Origin of the sequence: Mesorhizobium huakuii, assembly GCF_030160235.1 — a bacterium.
Classification (GTDB): Bacteria; Pseudomonadota; Alphaproteobacteria; order Rhizobiales; family Rhizobiaceae; genus Mesorhizobium; species Mesorhizobium huakuii.
Window position 1 is genome coordinate 1 of the sequence record NZ_BSNY01000026.1, and the last position, 18717, is coordinate 18717.

Sequence of the window (18717 nt, forward strand, 5' to 3'; positions counted from 1 at the left end):
CAAGGCGACGGCCAGCATCGACCTGGGCTCCAAGATCACCATCAATGACGACGGCCCGACAGCAGTCTCGCCGGACTACGCGGTCCTTTCGAATGGCGCTGGCAATCAGGTCACATTCGCCTTGGACGAAGACCACACGCTTTCTAATAACTACGGGGCAGACGGCCCTGGTACCGTCCGGTTCGATGCGTCTCTCAACAACACGGACAGCGGCCTGACGTCAGGCGGCGCGCACATCATTTACACGGTATCGGCGGACGGCCATATCCTGTCAGGAACCGCCAACGGCGCAAATGTGTTCACGGTCACGCTCGACCCCCAGAACGCCAATCCGACCTATTCCGTGGACATGAACGGAACAGTCGACAGCCCGACCAACGTGACGTTCACTGACGGAACGTATGCCTTCTACGGCAGCAACAAGTCTTGGGCCGGCTTGGTGCCGACGAATCAGGACACCAATCCTGTCAACGATAACTCGCATGACGTGCTTTTCACGCCCTTCGGCACCGGTACGACGATCAATGGAAACGCGAACTCCTTTGGCGTCGGTGGTGGTGCTGGCGGACAAAATATCGGCGCGGGCGAAGGTATACGGGTCGACTTTGTCCAAGATTTGACTGGAGCCGCCCCCGGCAACCACATTTTTGACAATCACTATCTGGCCAATGGCGCCAGCTTCACCTTTGGCGATGGAACCAGCAACACCATCCTTCAAATCATCGCCCGCGACGACAACGCCACTACCGGCACCGACGGCAACACGACAGTTGGCGACGGCCACCTCGATTCGGTCTCGTCAATCGCAATCACCTATGACGGGGAAACACAGCTAGTCGCGTTCGCGGACATTGGCACCACGGCAACGTCATACATAGTAGGCAACCCGGGGGGGCTGACGGACAGAAGCTATTCGGTTCACTTCGTCGATTTGGGTGGCGGTCACTATGCCGCCCAGATAACGGGCGTGCTCGACACGCAGGTTTCCATCGCGACGTTTACCGCCGATGGGTACAATAGCCTGGAGCTGTTGAACGCATCGCCGTCTGTCGACAGCGGCAACGACTTCGCCATCACCGGGTTTGGCGCGGCTGTCCAGACCACCGATCCCGTCAACTTCCACCTGCCAATCGAGATTGTGGATGGGGACGGCGACAAGGCGACAAGTGCGATCGGCGTGACGCTGGGTGGGACCGAATTTCAGGATCACTCAGCAGACGCCGCGGCCGCGTCCCACATCTACACGTCGACGGTGGCCATGCCGGATATTATCGGGTCTGCCTACGGCGACACGATAACGGGCGACGGTTTTGCGAACGCGTTGTACGGCGGAGCCGGGGCCGACACGTTGAACGGGGGCGGCGGCAACGACACGCTGATCGGGGGAGCCGGCAACGACACGCTCAATGGCAACGCCGGCAATGACCTCTTGATCGGCGGCGCAGGGGCGGACACGCTCACCGGCGGCACCGGCGCCGACACGTTCAAGCTCGATCACCTCGAACTGAACATCAAGGATCTCATCGCCGACTACAATAAGGGCGAAGGAGACCAGATCGACCTGACCGCGCTGTTCGAAAAAGCGCCCGCCGGTGCCATCACCGACTACGTCCACTACGATACCAGCACCAAGGCTCTGAGCGTCGACACCGACGGTACGGGCAATGCGGCCAACTTCGTGGATGTCGCCGTTCTGCAGAACGGCCCGGCCGCCGCCGGCACAATCAACATTCTCTACGACGACTCGAACCACGTGCAGCACACGGCCACGATTTAGCACTTATGCGTGGCCGTTCTGGCATGCTATACATTAGCTAAGTATAAAATGGCGGTTTGGAGAGGGACTTAAATGAAGCGTTGTGCAAAAATGCTGGCTTCGGCCGCGCTGCTGCTGCTGGCGGGATCGACGGGGTTCGCCGCCGACATCATAGGGGAACCGGTAGGCGACTATTGCCGCACCGTCGGGACGTCCAACCTGGTGCTGAACGACAACATCGTCGACCTCAAGGCGCAGGTGGTGAAGCTGATGGACGAATCGGTTGCCGTCGCCAACAGTTCGGAATGGATCAATTCATCCCGGCCTGCCTTCGTCTGGGCTTCGGAAGCCAAGGTCGCCTGCGGCATGGCCTATGGCTATCTGAAGACGAACTACAAGGACGAAGACACGCTCAACAAATGCGAGTGTTTCCACGATCGCATGGTCGAATACATGCACTGACTGGATATAAGCCGCGCCTGTTGGCCATCATGACACCAGACGGATCGATTTCATGGGCGATCGCCGCAACGATCGCCTTGGCCAGCCTTGGTCCGTTTTGCGACCAAGGCGCCCACTGTGCCCCCCAGACAGATCATAGCGCGCTGAGAGCCCGGCTTTCCGGCGGCTAAAGAACAGCAAGACGGCACGGCGAGTCCGCCATAAGATGAATTGAGGACCAGACCGGGAAATACCGGCGGCAGACGGGGTGGAGCAATCATGGCAGCTGTCCGGCAGGGCCGCAGTCCGCAGAAATGGGCAATCGCCCTGGCGCTCGCCCTGGTCGTGTCGGGCTGCCAGTCGAAAGGCAGCGTTTCGGAGGTGCTCGATCCCGGGGCGATTGCCGCTCCCGGCGGACAGAATGGCGGCGCTGGCACCAGTCCGGCCCAGGCAACCCAGTCGCTCGGCACCGGTTCGGCCAAAGTCACGATGCTGCTGCCCTTGTCCGCTCCCGGAGCATCAGGGGAAACCGGCAGGAAGATGCGCGACGGCGCCAAGCTGGCGATGACGGATATCGGCAATGGCTTGCTGACGCTGACGATAGAGGACACGAAAGGCGACAGCACCCAGGCCGGCAAATTGGCGGTGCAAGCCATCACCACGGGATCCAAGGTCGTCATCGGTCCGACCGAACTGCCGGCTGCCCAGCATATTGCCACGCTGTCCGGCTCGAAACGCCCGCCGGTTCTGGCGCTTGCCGACAATTTCGCGGGCAGCGCGGGGGTTTATGCCGTGCGCCTCAGCGAAGCCGACAGCGCCGCGGCGGGTGCCGCGGGGCTCGCCGCAAAAGGCCGCAAGAAGTTCGTCTTGCTTGTCGCGGAAGGCTCGAACGCCAGCGCCGTGGAGAAGCGGGTGGCGAACGGCCTCAGCATCTATGGCGCGACGCTCGCGGTCACCTTGCCCTATTCGGCCGGCGATGGCGGCGCCAAGGCGGTCGACCAGATGGGTTCACTCGTCGACGCTCCCGACGCGGTCATCGTTGCCAGCGGCGATGCCAGCCCCGCGCCCGTCCTTGCCGCCCTCAAATCAAAGGGCATTCCGGGAAAAGCCGTTTCAGTCGTCGGAACCGACCGTTGGCTGGAGCGCCCCATGGATCCGCTGTTCGAGGGGGCATACATCGCCACGCTCGATCCAGGCGAAACCGGACCGATCGCCGACCGTTTCAGGACGACATATAACTACCCTGCCGACGTCAATGTGGCCTATGCCTATGATATGGTTGCCCTGACGGCAGGGATTGCCAGCGCGGTCGGACCCGACGGCTTCAGCAAACAGGTGCTGGAAAACCCGAACGGGTTTCGCGGATCGACGGGTTTGTTCCGTTTTCGCGCTGACGGTTCCAGCCAAAGATCGATGCCATTCTACCGGATAGAAAAGGGTGCGCTCAAACTGGTTGCCAAATCGACGTCGGGTTTCTGACCGGTTGCCGGCGGGACCTTGCGCGAACGCGTCGCCGGACTGATGGGTCGGCGGGCCTGCCTGGTGATCGCGATCGGGGGCCTCGAGCTCGTGCTCGGAATTGTGCTGATCCTGCAGGCCGGAGCCTTGCTTTCTCTCGACCGGCCCGCCCGTGCACCATCCCTGGGGATTGACGGCAAGCAACCAACCGCGGCCGCCGCGGCCATTCCTGGCGGACAGTTGCGGGAACCGGCGCGGCGGATTGCCGAGAGCCTTATCGCTCCACCGCCGGTTGACGTATTGGAAATCGAGCGGGTCGAAGCCCGACCGCCGCTCGGAGAACTCGGTCTCGCCGTCCGCCCCAAGACACCCATGCCGCAGGACTGGCACGAAACCCTGCTCTACCGCCCGATTGCAACGTCGTCGGCGATTTTCGAATCGATGGGCTGGAAGGTGGCCATCAGCGGAGCTCAGGACATCGGCGCTGACCAGACCTGTTCGTTTCGCGACGAGACCTGGCCCTGCGGCCAGCGCGCCCGCGCGGCCTTCAATGCCTGGCTGCGGGGGCGCGCGCTGAACTGTTTCCTGCCGCCGGAAACCGAGCGTTTTGCCATCGCCGCGCCGTGCCGGCTAGGCAAGCAGGATGTCGGCGCCTGGCTCGTCGCCAATGGCTGGGCGATGGCGCTGCCGGGCGGCATCTATGGCAAGGCGGAAGCAATTGCCAGGAATGCCGGGATGGGCATCTTCGGGCCGCCGCAATAGGCAGAAGTTGACCGTCAAAGCGCAGGGTTTTTCGCAAACCGGCTTCGTCCTGGTATGGAAAAACACCATTCGGCCTTTTTCCATCAAATTGTACAGTTCGGCGAAACCGAAATTACGGCAGGCAGGCCTTATACCAGCAGACCTGACAGGAGATCGGCCAATGACGAGACCAATGGCGACCACCACTGCCCGGCCCTGGAAGCAGGTTGCGTGGCTGACGTTGCTGGGAACCGCCGGGAGCCTCGGCCTTTCCCTTGGGATCAACTACCTGCTGCTGTTCAGCGACGCGCTGACCCCGTTCGCCCGCAGCATGATCACCGCGGGGCTGCTGCCGGTGATCATCGGCCTGCCGCTTTTCGCGCTGATCGGCTGGAATCGGGTCGAAATCCACCGCTACCGACAGGAACTCAACAGGTCCGGGACGTATGACAGGCTGACGGGCTGCCTGAACGGGCCGGTCTTCACGTCGATGGTCGAACGGCGGGCAGCCAGGCGACCGGGGCCAGGACCGCGCTCGGGCGCCTTCCTGATCATCCATCCCGAACACCTCCGGTCCATCAACATGCGCTTCGGCCTTGAATGGGGCGACGAGGCCTTGCGGCTCATCGTCTCGACCATCCAGTCGTCGGTGCGCGAGGAGGACCTGATCGGGCGCATCGGCGCCTCGATGTTCGGGGTTTTCCTCTCTGGCGCGACCGAAGCGGAGGCCAAGGAGATCGGCGAGCGCATCCGCAAGCGCATCGCGCAAGTCTACTTCGCGCCAAAAGGCACCGAGGATGTCCTCACCATCAAGGTCGGCGGTGTGATGCTGGAGAACGAAATGGAGTTCTCGGACATGTTCCGGTCCGCCGAACAGCACCTGTCCGACGCCCAGGATGACGCCGGCTTCGAACTGACGCATCTCCACAGCTGATATCAGCCGGGCGTGAAAGCGGGTCAGTTCGGGGATCTAGAGGGAAATCTGGTGCTGCGAGAGAGGATTGAACTCTCGACCTCTCCCTTACCAAGGGAGTGCTCTACCACTGAGCTACCGCAGCCGCTGATGGCGGGGCTTCTGCCATATCGAACCGGCAAGCGCAAGGCCAAGAACAACGCTTCTGTGAAAGCCTTTGCCGGATAGCTTTCCATGACATGGCGGCGCCACAATGTTGGCTATCCCTGAACGGCAGGTTTGGCCGGGTCGCCGGCCGGGACGGGACGATGAGCGACAAGACAATTCCAGCAAAAAAGGGTGGCACGGACCGCAAGGAGCGGCTGGCCGAGCAGTTGCGCGCCAATCTGCAGAAACGCAAGGCGCAGTCGCGCTCGCGCCGCACAGGGGAAGCCGATCAAAGGCCGGACGGGCTCGGTTCGGCCAAGGAAATACGGAAAGATTAACTCAAATCAGCCACTCTTGGCCCGGATGCTGGGAAATCCTATTTCTTGAACCACACCGGCCAATGGTCTAGACGGGCCGATACTCAAACGATTGAACCGGCCTTTTTGGCCGAGAGGGACGTTCTCCAATGGATCGCATCAGAATTGTCGGCGGCAACAAGCTTGCCGGAAGCATTCCGATCTCGGGCGCGAAAAACGCCGCATTGCCGCTGATGATCGCCTCGCTGCTCACCGACGACACGCTGACGCTGGAAAACGTGCCGCATCTGGCCGATGTCGAGCAACTGATCCGGATCCTGGGCAATCACGGCGTCGACTACTCCGTCAACGGCCGCCGCGAGAAGCAGAATGAAGGCTATTCGCGCACCATCAACTTCTCCGCCCGCAACATCGTCGACACGACGGCGCCTTACGAGCTGGTGTCGAAGATGCGGGCGTCATTCTGGGTGATCGGCCCGCTGCTGGCCCGCATGGGCGAGGCCAAGGTGTCGCTGCCCGGTGGCTGCGCCATCGGCACGCGCCCCGTCGACCTGTTCCTCGAAGGCCTGCAGGCGCTTGGCGCCGATCTCGACGTCGACACCGGCTATGTCATCGCCAAGACCAAGAATGGCCGCCTGGTCGGCAACCGCTATGTCTTCCCCAAGGTCTCGGTCGGCGCCACCCATGTGCTGATGATGGCGGCTTCGCTGGCCAAGGGCGAGACAGTGCTCGAAAACGCCGCCTGCGAGCCTGAAATCGTCAACCTCGCCGAATGCCTCAACGCCATGGGCGCCAGGATTTCCGGCGCCGGCACACCGACCATCACCATTGACGGCGTCGAATCGCTGTCGGGCGCGCGCGTGCGCGTCATTCCCGACCGCATCGAGACCGGCACCTATGCCATGGCTGTCGCCATGACCGGCGGCGATGTCGTGCTCGAAGGTGCGCGGCCGGAGCTGCTGCAGACCGCGCTCGACGTGATTTCGCAGACGGGTGCCGAGATCACCCAGACCAATTCCGGCATCCGCGTGAAGCGCAACGGCGCCGGCATTTCGCCGGTCGACGTGACGACGGCGCCCTTCCCGGCCTTCCCGACCGATCTGCAGGCGCAGTTCATGGGCCTGATGACCATGGCCAAGGGCAAGTCGCGCATCACCGAGACGATCTTCGAAAACCGCTTCATGCACGTCCAGGAACTGGCCCGGCTCGGCGCCCACATCACGCTTTCGGGCCAGACGGCGATCGTCGACGGCGTGGCGAAGCTGAAGGGAGCGCCTGTCATGGCCACCGACCTTCGCGCTTCCGTCTCGCTGGTCATCGCCGGCCTCGCCGCCGAAGGCGAGACCACCGTCAACCGCGTCTACCATCTCGACCGCGGCTTCGAGCGGCTGGAGGAAAAGCTGTCCAACTGCGGTGCGGTGATCGAGCGGATTTCCGCCTGACGATCGGACGGCGGCAACTTCGGACGGAGATTGCCCCGTAGGGCCTTCATCACCCTGCCAGCACCGCCAACCCGAGGCAATTGCCTCGGGTGGAAGTCGTGTCGCGGTTGCACCGGCCGGAAAGACCGCCTAACAGAGGGCTGAAACCAACCTTAGGTGCGAAATCCGCATGACTGCCCTCAAGCTTATCGCGCTCGACGACCAGGATCTGAGCATCGTCTCGGCCCATGTCCAGGACGCCGTGATGAAGGTGTCGGACCTCGAATTCCTGCCTGCGGCCAAGCGTTTCGTGCTGACCATGAACCGTTTCGTCTGGGAGGCCAAATCCGGCCTGTTCCGCCAGCACAATGAGCGACGGCAGGCCGTGCTGCATTTCGACCGGGTGCTGGGGGCCAAGACCAACGGCATTGCCCGCGACAAGCCGGCCGAGGTGCTGTCCCTGCTGGCGATCAGCTTCATCGAGATCAGCAAGCCGGCCGGCATCGTCGAACTCATCTTTTCGGGCGGCGGCACCATCATGCTCGATGTCGAGTGCATCGAGGCCCGCCTTGCCGACATTGGCGGCGCGTGGGAAGCCACGTCACGGCCCGTCCACAAGGCTTGAGCACCCCATGGCCATCACGCTTCGCCAGTCCGACGCCGATTTCGAGCAGCGCTTCGCCGCTTTCCTGACGACCAAGCGCGAGGTGTCCGAGGACGTCGACGCAGCGGTTCGCCAGATCATCGCGCGTGTGCGCGCCGAAGGTGACGCGGCACTGATCGACTACACGCAACGATTCGATCGGGCCGATTTGGCGAGCCTCGGCATTGCCGTGTCGAGGCAAGACATTGCGGCCGCTTACGAGACGGCCGACCCAAAGGCGATCGAAGCGCTCGAATTCGCGCGCGATCGTATCCGCTCGCACCACGAGCGGCAGCGGCCGAAGGATGATCGCTACACGGATACCGCCGGCGTCGAGCTCGGCTGGCGCTGGACAGCGATCGAGGCGGTCGGGCTCTATGTGCCAGGCGGCACGGCGAGCTATCCAAGCTCGGTGCTGATGAACGCCGTGCCGGCCCGGGTGGCCGGCGTCGAGCGCGTTGTCATGGTTGTGCCGGCCCCGGGTGGCATCATCAATCCGCTGGTGCTGGTGGCGGCCGACATATCAGGCGTTACCGAAATCTACCGCGTCGGCGGCGCGCACGCGATCGCGGCCCTTGCCTATGGCACCGAGACCATAAAGCCGGTTGCCAAGATCGTCGGACCGGGCAATGCCTATGTCGCGGCGGCCAAGCGCCAGGTGTTCGGCACGGTCGGCATCGACATGATCGCCGGCCCGTCGGAAGTGCTTGTCGTGGCCGACGGCAACAACAATCCCGACTGGATCGCCGCCGATCTGCTCGCCCAGGCCGAACACGATGTGTCGGCGCAATCGATCCTGATCACCGACGATCCGGCCTTCGGCATGGCGGTCGAACAGGCGGTAGGACGTCAATTGCAGACCCTGCCGCGCGGTGAAACGGCCGCGGCGAGCTGGCGCGATTTTGGCGCGGTGATCGAGGTCGCGACCGTCGAGGCCGCGTTGCCGCTGGTCGACCGCATCGCCGCCGAACATGTCGAGCTGGCCATCGACGATGCCGAAGGTTTCCTGTCGCGGATGCGCAATGCAGGCGCCGTCTTTCTCGGGCGCCACACGCCGGAAGCCATCGGCGACTATGTCGGCGGCTCCAACCACGTGCTGCCGACCGCCCGCTCGGCGCGCTTCTCCTCGGGCTTGTCCGTGCTCGATTTCGTCAAGCGGACTTCGATCTTGAAGCTCGGGCCGGAGCAGTTGCGCGTATTGGCCCCGGCGGCGATCGCGCTCGCCAAGGCGGAAGGGCTCGACGCGCATGGCCGCTCCGTCGCTATCCGGTTGAACATGTAGGCCGAGATGACGGGCTCCGATCAAACCCGCGCAAAACTGATCGATGTCGAACTCGATGAATCGATCGGCCGTTCGACGCCCGATGTCGAGCATGAGCGGGCGGTCGCGATCTTCGATTTGATCGAAGAGAACAGTTTTCAGCCCGTCAACGACAGCGGCGCCGGCCCCTACAGGCTGAAACTGTCGCTGGCGGAGCAGCGCCTGGTCTTCGCCGTTGCCCGCGAGGACGGCACCCCGGTGATCACTCACATCCTGTCGCTGACGCCGCTCAGGCGCATCGTCAAGGATTACTATATGATCTGCGAAAGCTACTACGACGCTATCCGCTCCTCGACGCCGAGCCATATCGAGGCGATCGACATGGGCCGGCGAGGCTTGCACAATGAAGGCTCGCAGACGCTGATGGACCGGCTGTCCGGCAAGATCGACATCGACTTCGACACGGCGCGCCGGCTGTTCACGCTGGTCTGCGTGCTGCACTGGCGGGGCTAGCCCTGGTACCCGGCGCCCTGCCCCGCTCGATCCTGTTCGTGTGCGGTATGAATGCCGTGCGTTCGCCAATGGCCGAGCAGCTGGCGCGCCGGATGCTGCCCGCCACCATCTTCGTCGCCTCGGCCGGCGTGCGCGCCGGCGAGCGCGACCCGTTCGTCGATGCCGTGCTGGCGGAGGAAGGCCTGTCGCTGGGCGAGCGTCATCCCAGGACGCTGGACGATCTCGAGGACGACTATTTCGACCTGATCGTGACGCTGGCGCCGGAGGCGCACCATGCCGCGCTGGAGCTCACCCGCTCGCTCGCCGTCGAGGTCGAATACTGGCCGACACAGGACCCGACCAATGCCGGCGGCACACGCGAACAGATCATGGCGGCTTACCGCGACGTGCGCGAACGGCTGAAGTTGCGCATAAGTCGACGTTTCTTGGCTTCAGAAGCAAAAAACGCGACGGATTAAGCGTGTTCACAAGCGGACGATTATCATATAGGTTCCGCCGAAATTCCAGCCGGGGCGCTGGAACTGCCATCCAAGCAAAGGTATCGAATGCCGAAGGAAGAAGTCCTCGAGTTTCCGGGTGTCGTGACGGAATTGTTGCCGAACGCGATGTTCCGGGTAAAGCTCGAAAACGAACACGAGATCATCGCCCATACGGCCGGCCGCATGCGCAAAAACCGCATCCGCGTGCTGACCGGCGATAAGGTTCTGGTCGAGATGACGCCATACGACCTGACCAAGGGCCGCATCACCTACCGCTTCAAGTAAGATCAAGGCTTGGCCGGAACGCGATGAGCATTTTGCAGAAGCTTGTGCTTGCCTCGGGTTCGCCGCGCCGCATCGAACTGTTACAGCAGGCCGGCATAGAGCCGGACCGTATCCTGCCAGCCGATATCGACGAAACGCCGCTGCGTGCCGAGCACCCGCGCTCGCTGGCCAAGCGATTGTCGAAGGAAAAGGCCGAGAAGGCGTTCGCGTCGCTGAAGACAGAGACGGATTATGCGCCAAGCTTCGTCCTGGCGGCGGACACGGTGGTCGCGGTCGGTCGGCGCATCCTGCCCAAGGCCGAAACGCTGGACGATGCCGCCAACTGCCTCGGGTTGTTATCCGGCCGCTCGCACCGGGTCTATTCCGGCATCTGCCTGATCACACCGGGCGGCAAGCTGCGCCAGCGGCTGGTCGAGACGCGGGTGCGTTTCAAGCGGCTGCCGCGCGAGGAGATCGAAGCCTATGTCGCCTCGGGCGAATGGCGGGGCAAGGCCGGTGGCTATGCCGTCCAGGGCCTCGCCGGCTCGTTCGTCGTCAAGCTCGTCGGCTCCTACACCAACATTGTCGGCCTGCCGCTCTATGAGACGGTTGCCCTGCTTTCCGGCGAAGGCTTCAAGATCCATCAGAGCTGGCTGACCGCACGGCCATGAATTCCGACTCCAAAATCACGCAGCTGCGGCCGAAGCGCCCCTGCCCCGAATGCGGCGAGCCGTCGGCGCGCGACACTTTTCCGTTCTGCTCGGCCCGCTGCAAGGACATCGACCTCAACCGCTGGCTGAAGGGCGCCTATGTCATCAAGGCCCGCGACGACGAGGAAGAACCCGACGCCGACGAGCCCAAGTAAGCCCGGGATCGGCCGTCAGGCGGCCTCGGTCTTGCGGCTCACCCGCGCCCAGGCCGGAAGCCATTCGCCGTGAGCGGCCAGGAGATCATCGACCAGTGACCAGATCTGGTCGAGGTCGAGTTCGGCCGCCGTGTGCGGATCCATCATCGCCGCATGGTAGATGTGCTCGCGGTTCTCGCTCATCAGCGCCCGCACCGTCAGTTCCTGGACGTTGATGTTGGTGCGGATCAGCGCCGTCAGCTGCGGCGGCAGATCGCCTATGTAGGTCGGCTGGATGCCGGAGGCATCGACCAGGCATGGCACTTCGGCGGCGCAGTCGCTGGGCAGCGAGGTGATGCAGCCATTGTTGCGGACATTGCCGTAGATCACCGACGGTTCGCCGGTCCAGACCGAGTTCATGATCGAGGAGGCATACTCCCTGGACTCCTCGACCTCGATGCGCTGGGCTGAGCGGTAAGCCTGCGCCTGGTCTTTCCAGCGCTCGATCTGCTCGATGCAGCGCTTGGGGTATTCGTCGAGCGGAATGCCGTATTTCTCGATCAGATCTGGGCGACCCTCCTTGATGAAATAGGGGGTATATTCGGCGAAATGCTCCGAGCTTTCGGTGACAAAATAGCCGAGCCTGGTCAGCATCTCGTAGCGCACCTTGTTGGGACAGCGCGGGTTCCAGCCGGGCTTTGGCGCGCGACCTTCGCGATAGGCGCGCACGAGATCCGGATAAAGGTCGCGGTAGGAGCCGTCGGGCTGGCGGTGCTCGAATTTCAGGTAGAAGGCCATGTGGTTGATGCCGGCCGAGCGGTAGCGGATGTCCTCGTAGGGAAGGCCGAGATCGTGCGCCAGTTCCATCGCCGTGCCCTGCACCGAGTGGCAGAGCCCGACCTGCTTGATGGCGGGGTATTTTTCTGAAATCGCCCAGGTGTTGATCGCCATCGGGTTGACATATTGCAGCATGATCGCTTCGGGGCAGACGGCGAGCATGTCCTCGCAGATCTTCCAAAGATGCGGCACGGTCCTCAGGCCGCGCATGATGCCGCCGACGCCGAGCGTGTCGGCGATCGTCTGGCGCAGGCCATATTTCTTCGGCACTTCGAAATCGGTGACGGTGCAGGGCTCGTAGCCGCCGATCTGGAAGGCGACGACGACGAAATCGGCCCCGGCAAGTGCCTTGCGCTGGTCGGAATAGGTCTCGGCCTTCGCCTTTACGCCGAGCGTCGCGATCAGCTTGTTGACGACGATGGCGCTCTCTTCCAGCCGCTGCGGATTGATGTCCATCAGCGCGATCGTCGCGCCCGAGAGGGCTGGCCGCTGCAGCACGTCGCCGACAATGTTCTTCATGAACACGGTCGAGCCGGCGCCGATGAAAGTGATCCTGGGATGTCTTGCCATGCTAACCTCCGGCATATGTTCAAGCCACGTCGAAAGCGGCTCGGACGAGCCGTTCGGTGTAGGCGGTCTTGGGATTGGTGAGGACCTCGTCGACGGGTCCCTGCTCGACGATCTTGCCGTGCTGCATGACGATGACGCGGTGGCACAGCGCACGCACCACCTTGAGATCGTGCGAGATGAAGAGGTAGCTCAGACCGCGCTCATCCTGCAGCTTGCGCAAGAGGTCAATGATCTGCGCTTGCACAGAGAGGTCGAGCGCCGATGTCGGCTCGTCGAGCAGGATGAATTCGGGCTCGAGCGCGATGGCACGGGCGATCGCGACACGCTGGCGCTGGCCGCCGGAGAATTCGTGCGGGAACCGCGACAGGATATCGCCCGGCATGCCGGCGCTGATCAGAGCCTCGCGCACCCGGTCGACCCGCTCCGCCCGCGTCGCGCCGATGCTGTTGACGACCAGCCCTTCCTCGATGATCTGGCCGATCGTCATGCGCGGATTGAGCGACGAGAAAGGATCCTGGAAAACGATCTGCATGCGCGAGCGCAGTGGCCGCATCTCGCTGCGCGACAGGCCTTGGATCGGTTGGCCGTCGAAACGGATTTCGCCGCGCCTGGCGTCGATCAGTCTCAGCAGCGCCTGGCCGAAGGTGGTCTTGCCGGAACCGGATTCGCCGACCAGCCCCAGCGTCTCGTGGCGGCAAAGCTTGAGGCCGAGATCGTCGACGGCGACCAGTTCGCGCCAGTCCGGCTTCAGGAAACTGCCGTGGCGCAGCATGAAGCAGACGCGCACGTCATTCGCCTCGAGGATGGCGCCGCTGCCCTCAGGAAGCGGCTGCGGACGCCCGCGCGGCTCCGAGGCGAGCAGCCGCTGCGTGTAGGGGTGCTGCGGGTCCGCAAACAGCCGTTCGGTGACGTTGTGCTCGCACATCGCGCCATGCTGCATGACATAGACATAGTCGGAGAATTTGCGCACCACGGTGAGATCGTGTGTGATCAGGATCACCGCCATCCGCAGCTCTTTCTGCAGATTGCGGATCAGGTTGAGAATCTGTGCCTGGACCGTGACGTCGAGCGCGGTGGTCGGCTCATCGGCGATCAACACGTCGGGATCGTTGGCCAGCGCCATGGCGATCATCACGCGCTGGCGCTGACCGCCCGAGAGCTGGTGTGGGTATTGCTTCAGCCGCGCTTCCGGCTCGGGGATCTGGACGTGCCGCAGCAGCTCGAGCGCCCGCGCCCAGGCTTGTCGGCGGCTCACCTTGCGGTGCACCCGGATTGCCTCGACGATCTGGCTGCCGACCGTATAGATCGGGTTGAGCGAGCTCATTGGCTCCTGGAAGATCATCGAGATGCGGTTGCCGCGTAGCTTGCGCCGCTCGCTCTCGGGGAATTTCAAGATGTCCTGGCCGTCGTAACAGATGCTCGATTTCGGCGACACGGTGGCGCGGCGCGACAGCAGCCCCATGACGGCGCGCGCCGTCACCGACTTGCCGGAACCGGATTCGCCGACGATGGCAATCGTCTCGCCGCGATAGAGCTGGAAAGAGATGTCCTTGACCGCTTCGACCACGCCGTGCTCGACCTTGAAGGCGACCTCGATGTTGCGGGCGTCGATGATGGGCTGGTCCTGGCGCCCGTCATGGTCATGACGAACGATGGGTGCGAAGGACTCGGCGAGTACGACGGTCATCCCAGCCACCTCAATACGGATCGACGGCATCGCGCAGGCCGTCGCCCAGCGCGTTGAAGGCAAAAACGGTGGCGAGCACGAAACCGACCGGCGACAGGATCCAGGGATAGGTGCCGATGACGGAATAGGTCGCGGTGTCCTGCAGCATCAGGCCCCACGAGATCAGCGGCGGCTTGACCGCGAAGCCGAGGAACCCGAGGAAGCATTCGAGCAGCACCACCGTCGGGATCGCCAGGGTGACGGCGACGATCACGTGGCTCATCACATTGGGCAAGATGTGCTGCAGGATGATGCGCCGGTCGGTGGCGCCGACCGCCATGGCGGCGCGCACATACTCGATTCGCGCCAGCGCCAACGTCTTGCCGCGCACCTCGCGCGACATCTGCGCCCAGCCCAGCGCCGACATGACGATGATAACGAAGGCGAGGAAGACGTTGGTCGGCGCGGTGACCGGGATAAGCGTCGTCAGCGCCAGATAGAGCGGCAGCTGCGGGAAGGCGAGCACCAGCTCTACGAAGCGCTGCACCCAGATATCGAACCGACCGCCGAAATAGCCGGAAACCATGCCGACGGTGGTGCCGATGACGGTGATGATGAAGACGACCGTCAGCGCGATCATCAGCGAGACGCGTGAGCCGTGGATGGCGCGCGACAGGATATCGCGACCGAACTTGTCGGTGCCTAGGAAATGCACGGGCTGGCCGTCCATCGAGGCGAAGAGATGCCGGTCCGCCGGGATCAGTCCGAAGAGCTTGTAAGGCTCACCCTCGGTAAAGAAGCCGAGCAGCCTTGGATGGTCGTAGTCGGGGCCGACGATGGGCTGGAAGGTGACCGGATCGAGGTCGGCCGAATCGGCCAGCGCATAGACCCTCGGCCGCATGACGAAATTGCCGTCCTTGTCGTGGAAGGACGGCAGCTGCGGCGGGGCGAAGCCGACATCGGTCGCCTTCGGATCCATCGGCGCCACGAATTCTGCGAACACGGCCATCACCAGCAGCAGGACGACGAGCCAAAGCCCGGCCATGCCGGTCCAGGAGCGCTTCAGCCGGCGCCAGACGAGCGCGATATAGCTCTCATTGCCGCGCGCCGGTTTGGCGACGATGGGTCCTTCGGCCGGCAGCGGCGGAGGTGATGGATCGCGGGCCAGCATCTAGCTCTCTCCGTATTGGCGGATGCGCGGGTCGAGCAGGACGAGCAGCATGTCGGCGATGATGTTGCCGACGATCAGCGTCGCCGACAGCACCATCATGAAGGTGGCGGTGACATAGACGTCGCCGACCGCCATCGAACCGACGATTGCCGGGCCGACTGTCGGCAGCGCGAAGATGATCGCCGTCTCGATCTCGCCGGTGAGCATGTAGGGCAACACCACGCCCTGGTACATCACGAGCGGATGCAGCGCATTGGGGACGGCGTGGCGCATGACGACGGCGCTGCCGGTCAGGCCCTTGGCTCTCGCCGTCTCGACATATTGCGCGTTGAGCGTATCCAGCAGATTGCCGCGCATGACGCGCATATTGTAGGCGAGGCCGCCGAACGTGGCGATCGCCACCACCGGCCAGACATGCTTGACCAGGTCGACGAACTTCGCCCACGACCATGGCGCGCCGCCATATTGCGGCGAGAAGAATGAGCCGATCTCCGACAGGTTGAACTGGAAGACGAGGAGGTAGACGATGATCAGCGCCATCAGGAAGCGTGGCACGGTCATGCCGAGGAACGCGATGGCCGAGAGCGTCGAGTCGATCCACGTGTATTGCCTTGTCGCCGCCCATATGCCGAACGTGATGCCCAGCACCGAGGCGAGCAGATGGCAGACCAGCGCCAGGAGCAGCGTTCGCGGCAGGCGCTCGCCGACGACATCGGCCACCGGCTTGTTGTAGTAGAGGCTGTAGCCGAAATCGCCGCGGGTAATGATGCCGCCGATCCAGTTGAGATACTGGACGGGCAGTGGCTTATCGAGGCCGTGTTCGACGCGGTAGGCCTGCGCCTGCGCATCGGCCTCGGCGAAGGAGGCACCGCCCTGGTTGATCAGCTGCGAACGGATGTAGTCGGCATAGTCGCCAGGCGGCGCCTGGATGATGGCGAAGGTGACGAGGCTCAGGATTGCGAGGACCGGTATTGCCGACGCTATGCGCATAAGCAGGAATCGCAGCATGGACGGTCGGCTTCCTCATTTCGCCGGACGCTCCCATTGAGGGTCGTTCGGAGGGTTGGTTTGGCCCGGCCGCGCCAGCGGCGCGGCCAGGTCTCTCTTGGTCAGGGGAGGTAAACTTACATCGGACCCTTGTCTCCGGGCTTGCCCGGGAGTTCCTGCGGGAACAATTCGTATTTCGCCTGCTTGTCGGCCGCGACGAAGACGCGTTCGCGGACGATCGAATCCTCGGCCCAGTTGAACATGAAGATCGGCGTGCCCTGAGGAATGTTCGAGAAGCGCTTGTTGACGATCAGCGCGCCGGGATATTCCGTCAGGCCGACATTGTAGACGTGTTCGGTCGAGATCTTCTGGAACTCTTTCATCAGGCTGGCGCGCTTGTCGTTGTCCTCAGACGCGACGAACTTGTTGACGATGTCGACGAGGTCTTTCTCGAAAGGCATCAGGTCAACCTCGCCGCTTTCCGGCGCCCGGTGATTCCAGCTGGTTTTCGGGCCGACCGGCGCTAGCTGTTCGGTGTTCTGCACGACCGATGTCAGTTCCTGGTCGTTACGCCGGATCAGCCAGTCGAAACGGCCGGAATATTGCGAGGCATCGCGCTGGGTGCCGTTGAGGCCGTTCAGCACGACCCTCAGGCCCAGCTTTTCCATCTGGGCGACAACACCTTCGGCAAGGCTTTTGTCTGTGCCGTAGTCGTTGTTGACCAGCATGACGATCTCGACGTTCTTGCCGCCGGCGGTGCCGGCCGGGAAGTTCACGAAGCCGTCGCCGTCGGTATCCTTGAGGCCGGCCTTGGCGAGTTCGGCCTTGGCGCCCGCGAGGTCGAACGGATAATAGACGGTCGACTTGCGGTCATAGAAGCTGGTGCCCGAGGAGAAGCCGCCGGGATAGATGGCGGTGAACGGCCCCTTGACCAGGGAGTCGCCCAGCGCCTTGCGGTCGAGCGCCATGGTGACGGCCTTGCGGAAGTCCTCATTGCGGTTCAGAACACGGACTGCCTGGCTTCGCTCGTCCGGGTTGCCCCAGCCATTGGCGGAGTAGTTCAGGCGCAGATTGTAGCCGATGAGGCGTGGACCGAAGGCGAGCCGTGCCGGCGCGTTGGCTTCGGCGGCGCGCTTCAGCGAGGCGACAAAGTTTTCCGGCTGCTCGAGGTTGGAGAAGTCGCCCGAGCCGGCGACCGCCTGGACGTCGCGGTCGGCCCAGGTCGACAGCTTGTACTGCAGTTCGTTGAGATAGGGCAGCTGGTTGCCCTTTTCGTCGACCTTCCAGTAGTAGGGGTTGCGGCGCATGACGATGATGTCGTCCGGCCGGTATTCGACCGGCACCCAGGCGCCCATCACCGGCATGTTCATATATTCCGGCGGGAAGGCGTTCTTGAACTGGTCGTAGGTGTTCTTCGAATATTTCGGGTGCTGCGGCTTCAATATGTGCGCGGGGCCGGGGCAGAAGGTGCCGTAGGCCATGGCGTAGAGATACTGTTTCGGGAAGGCGTCCTTGAACGTCCACTCGACGGTGTAGTCGTCGATCTTCTTCAGCGTCGTGCCGACACCGAAGGTTTCCGGCGTCGCGCCATTGAGCGGCGAGACGTTCGGGTCGACCACCTCGTCGTCCCAATAGAACATGACGTCATCGGCGTTGAAGGCCACACCATCGGACCATTTGGCGCCTTCGACAAGATGCATGGTCAGCTTGTGGCCGTCCTTCGACCAATCCCAGCTTTTGGCGAGGTTCGGCAGCGGCTCGGTGTCCTTGGCTTCGACCTGGAACAGCGGCGCGGTGCGCGTCAGGCATTCGGAGAGGCCGATATCGATGCCACCCCAGCCTTGCGTCTGGCCAGCACCATAGTTCCAGCCTTCCGGCCGGCCGCCAATGACATGGCGCATCGTATCACCATAGACGCCGATGCCGTCAGGCATGTTGGCCGTCTTGAAGACCAGCGGCTCCTTCGGCAGCCTGTCCTTCACCGGCGGCAGCTTGCCGGTCTTGACGTACTTCTCGGTCACCCAATCGGGCTCATGATATGCCGGCAGGGCCTTGAACTCCAGGATGGAGTCGCGCGCGACGTATTTGATCTTGCCCTCGGCCGGAAAGGTCGCCGGCACCGGCGGGACTGTCGGCTCTGAAGCGAAAGCGTTGAGTGCCGGAATCGAGACGCTCAGCGCCAGTCCGGCGGCAATGCCAATGCTGCGTAGGTTTCTCATAGTCTCCTCCCTCATGTTCAGACGTTTTCTGCTGCTCGTCTTCTGCCCGGAATGCTGACTGCGGTGGAC

Annotated in this window: 19 protein-coding genes and 1 tRNA gene; 14 read left to right on the forward strand and 6 right to left on the reverse strand. The window is 63.2% G+C overall.

Annotated features, from left to right (window positions below; all coding sequences use genetic code 11):
• The 5 genes from QQK95_RS13400 to QQK95_RS13420 form a co-directional block, all read left to right on the forward strand.
• Nucleotides 1–1777, forward strand: a 1777-nt coding sequence (locus QQK95_RS13400; protein WP_284273064.1) for a type I secretion C-terminal target domain-containing protein, incomplete at its 5' end; no start/stop codon positions are given.
• 72 nt (nucleotides 1778–1849) lie between these two features.
• Entirely contained in the window at nucleotides 1850–2218 is a 369-nt protein-coding gene (locus QQK95_RS13405) for a hypothetical protein (protein WP_284273066.1), read from the forward strand.
• A gap of 258 nt (nucleotides 2219–2476) precedes the next feature.
• Entirely contained in the window at nucleotides 2477–3676 is a 1200-nt protein-coding gene (locus QQK95_RS13410) for a type 1 periplasmic-binding domain-containing protein (RefSeq protein ID WP_284273068.1), read from the forward strand.
• 18 nt (nucleotides 3677–3694) lie between these two features.
• Nucleotides 3695–4417 (forward strand): thermonuclease family protein, encoded by a 723-nt coding sequence (locus tag QQK95_RS13415; RefSeq protein ID WP_284273070.1) that lies wholly within the window; start codon nucleotides 3695–3697, stop codon nucleotides 4415–4417.
• A gap of 160 nt (nucleotides 4418–4577) precedes the next feature.
• Nucleotides 4578–5330: a GGDEF domain-containing protein gene (locus tag QQK95_RS13420; protein ID WP_284273072.1), complete on the forward strand. Its 753-nt coding sequence runs from the start codon at nucleotides 4578–4580 to the stop codon at nucleotides 5328–5330.
• A 49-nt stretch (nucleotides 5331–5379) separates the two neighbouring features.
• Here the strand turns inward: QQK95_RS13420 and QQK95_RS13425 are convergent.
• A tRNA-Thr gene (locus QQK95_RS13425) sits at nucleotides 5380–5454 on the reverse strand.
• A 94-nt stretch (nucleotides 5455–5548) separates the two neighbouring features.
• On the opposite strand from QQK95_RS13425, the gene QQK95_RS13430 reads away from it, so the two are divergent.
• From QQK95_RS13430 to yacG, 9 genes are all read left to right on the forward strand, one after another.
• A complete protein-coding gene (locus QQK95_RS13430; protein WP_407660585.1) occupies nucleotides 5549–5794 on the forward strand; it encodes a DUF2721 domain-containing protein in 246 nt (81 codons plus the stop codon).
• Nucleotides 5795–5922: 128 nt separating this feature from the next.
• Nucleotides 5923–7215 carry a UDP-N-acetylglucosamine 1-carboxyvinyltransferase gene (gene murA, locus QQK95_RS13435; protein ID WP_010914066.1) on the forward strand — a complete coding sequence of 431 codons (1293 nt, stop codon included), beginning with the start codon at nucleotides 5923–5925 and terminating at the stop codon, nucleotides 7213–7215.
• Between the two features lie 169 nt (nucleotides 7216–7384).
• Complete coding sequence (locus QQK95_RS13440; RefSeq protein ID WP_284273078.1) at nucleotides 7385–7819, forward strand: DUF2948 family protein; 435 nt, start codon at nucleotides 7385–7387, stop codon at nucleotides 7817–7819.
• A 7-nt stretch (nucleotides 7820–7826) separates the two neighbouring features.
• Nucleotides 7827–9119 (forward strand): histidinol dehydrogenase, encoded by a 1293-nt coding sequence (gene hisD, locus QQK95_RS13445; protein WP_284273080.1) that lies wholly within the window; start codon nucleotides 7827–7829, stop codon nucleotides 9117–9119.
• A 6-nt stretch (nucleotides 9120–9125) separates the two neighbouring features.
• Entirely contained in the window at nucleotides 9126–9611 is a 486-nt protein-coding gene (locus QQK95_RS13450; protein WP_284273082.1) for a UPF0262 family protein, read from the forward strand.
• Nucleotides 9599–10069: an arsenate-mycothiol transferase ArsC gene (locus QQK95_RS13455; RefSeq protein WP_284273324.1), complete on the forward strand. Its 471-nt coding sequence runs from the start codon at nucleotides 9599–9601 to the stop codon at nucleotides 10067–10069. Before QQK95_RS13450 ends, QQK95_RS13455 begins: the two co-directional genes overlap by 13 nt.
• Before the next feature lie 87 nt (nucleotides 10070–10156).
• Nucleotides 10157–10375, forward strand: coding sequence for a translation initiation factor IF-1 (gene infA, locus QQK95_RS13460; protein ID WP_006200926.1), 219 nt, complete (start codon nucleotides 10157–10159; stop codon nucleotides 10373–10375).
• 23 nt (nucleotides 10376–10398) lie between these two features.
• Nucleotides 10399–11025, forward strand: coding sequence for a Maf-like protein (locus QQK95_RS13465; protein ID WP_284273084.1), 627 nt, complete (start codon nucleotides 10399–10401; stop codon nucleotides 11023–11025).
• Nucleotides 11022–11219: a DNA gyrase inhibitor YacG gene (yacG, locus tag QQK95_RS13470; protein WP_284273086.1), complete on the forward strand. Its 198-nt coding sequence runs from the start codon at nucleotides 11022–11024 to the stop codon at nucleotides 11217–11219. Before QQK95_RS13465 ends, yacG begins: the two co-directional genes overlap by 4 nt.
• 15 nt (nucleotides 11220–11234) lie before the next feature.
• Here yacG and melA read toward each other — a convergent pair whose 3' ends face one another.
• The 5 genes from melA to QQK95_RS13495 all read right to left on the reverse strand — a co-directional run bounded on the left by melA (nucleotide 11235) and on the right by QQK95_RS13495 (nucleotide 18648).
• Nucleotides 11235–12605 (reverse strand): alpha-glucosidase/alpha-galactosidase, encoded by a 1371-nt coding sequence (melA, locus tag QQK95_RS13475; protein WP_284273088.1) that lies wholly within the window; start codon nucleotides 12603–12605, stop codon nucleotides 11235–11237.
• Between the two features lie 19 nt (nucleotides 12606–12624).
• Entirely contained in the window at nucleotides 12625–14292 is a 1668-nt protein-coding gene (locus QQK95_RS13480) for an ABC transporter ATP-binding protein (RefSeq protein ID WP_284273090.1), read from the reverse strand.
• A gap of 10 nt (nucleotides 14293–14302) precedes the next feature.
• Nucleotides 14303–15442 carry an ABC transporter permease gene (locus QQK95_RS13485; protein WP_284273092.1) on the reverse strand — a complete coding sequence of 380 codons (1140 nt, stop codon included), beginning with the start codon at nucleotides 15440–15442 and terminating at the stop codon, nucleotides 14303–14305.
• The gene (locus QQK95_RS13490; protein ID WP_095088651.1) at nucleotides 15443–16450 is read right to left on the reverse strand and encodes an ABC transporter permease; all 1008 of its coding nucleotides are present in this window, start codon (nucleotides 16448–16450) and stop codon (nucleotides 15443–15445) included.
• 116 nt (nucleotides 16451–16566) lie between these two features.
• On the reverse strand, nucleotides 16567–18648 hold the full coding sequence (locus QQK95_RS13495; RefSeq protein WP_284273097.1) for an ABC transporter substrate-binding protein: 2082 nt from the start codon (nucleotides 18646–18648) through the stop codon (nucleotides 16567–16569).
• Nucleotides 18649–18717: the final 69 nt, after the last annotated feature.

Coding starts and splice junctions, on each gene's coding strand:
- murA (WP_010914066.1), top strand. CDS start 5,923: ATGGATCGCATCAGAATTGTCGGCGGCAACAAGCTTGCCGGAAGCATT.
- QQK95_RS13465 (WP_284273084.1), top strand. CDS start 10,399: ATGAGCATTTTGCAGAAGCTTGTGCTTGCCTCGGGTTCGCCGCGCCGC.
- QQK95_RS13485 (WP_284273092.1), bottom strand. CDS start 15,442: ATGCTGGCCCGCGATCCATCACCTCCGCCGCTGCCGGCCGAAGGACCC.
- QQK95_RS13440 (WP_284273078.1), top strand. CDS start 7,385: ATGACTGCCCTCAAGCTTATCGCGCTCGACGACCAGGATCTGAGCATC.
- QQK95_RS13495 (WP_284273097.1), bottom strand. CDS start 18,648: ATGAGAAACCTACGCAGCATTGGCATTGCCGCCGGACTGGCGCTGAGC.
- QQK95_RS13480 (WP_284273090.1), bottom strand. CDS start 14,292: ATGACCGTCGTACTCGCCGAGTCCTTCGCACCCATCGTTCGTCATGAC.
- infA (WP_006200926.1), top strand. CDS start 10,157: ATGCCGAAGGAAGAAGTCCTCGAGTTTCCGGGTGTCGTGACGGAATTG.
- melA (WP_284273088.1), bottom strand. CDS start 12,605: ATGGCAAGACATCCCAGGATCACTTTCATCGGCGCCGGCTCGACCGTG.
- QQK95_RS13450 (WP_284273082.1), top strand. CDS start 9,126: ATGACGGGCTCCGATCAAACCCGCGCAAAACTGATCGATGTCGAACTC.
- QQK95_RS13405 (WP_284273066.1), top strand. CDS start 1,850: ATGAAGCGTTGTGCAAAAATGCTGGCTTCGGCCGCGCTGCTGCTGCTG.
- hisD (WP_284273080.1), top strand. CDS start 7,827: ATGGCCATCACGCTTCGCCAGTCCGACGCCGATTTCGAGCAGCGCTTC.
- QQK95_RS13420 (WP_284273072.1), top strand. CDS start 4,578: ATGACGAGACCAATGGCGACCACCACTGCCCGGCCCTGGAAGCAGGTT.
- yacG (WP_284273086.1), top strand. CDS start 11,022: ATGAATTCCGACTCCAAAATCACGCAGCTGCGGCCGAAGCGCCCCTGC.
- QQK95_RS13410 (WP_284273068.1), top strand. CDS start 2,477: ATGGCAGCTGTCCGGCAGGGCCGCAGTCCGCAGAAATGGGCAATCGCC.
- QQK95_RS13490 (WP_095088651.1), bottom strand. CDS start 16,450: ATGCTGCGATTCCTGCTTATGCGCATAGCGTCGGCAATACCGGTCCTC.
- QQK95_RS13430 (WP_407660585.1), top strand. CDS start 5,549: ATGGCGGCGCCACAATGTTGGCTATCCCTGAACGGCAGGTTTGGCCGG.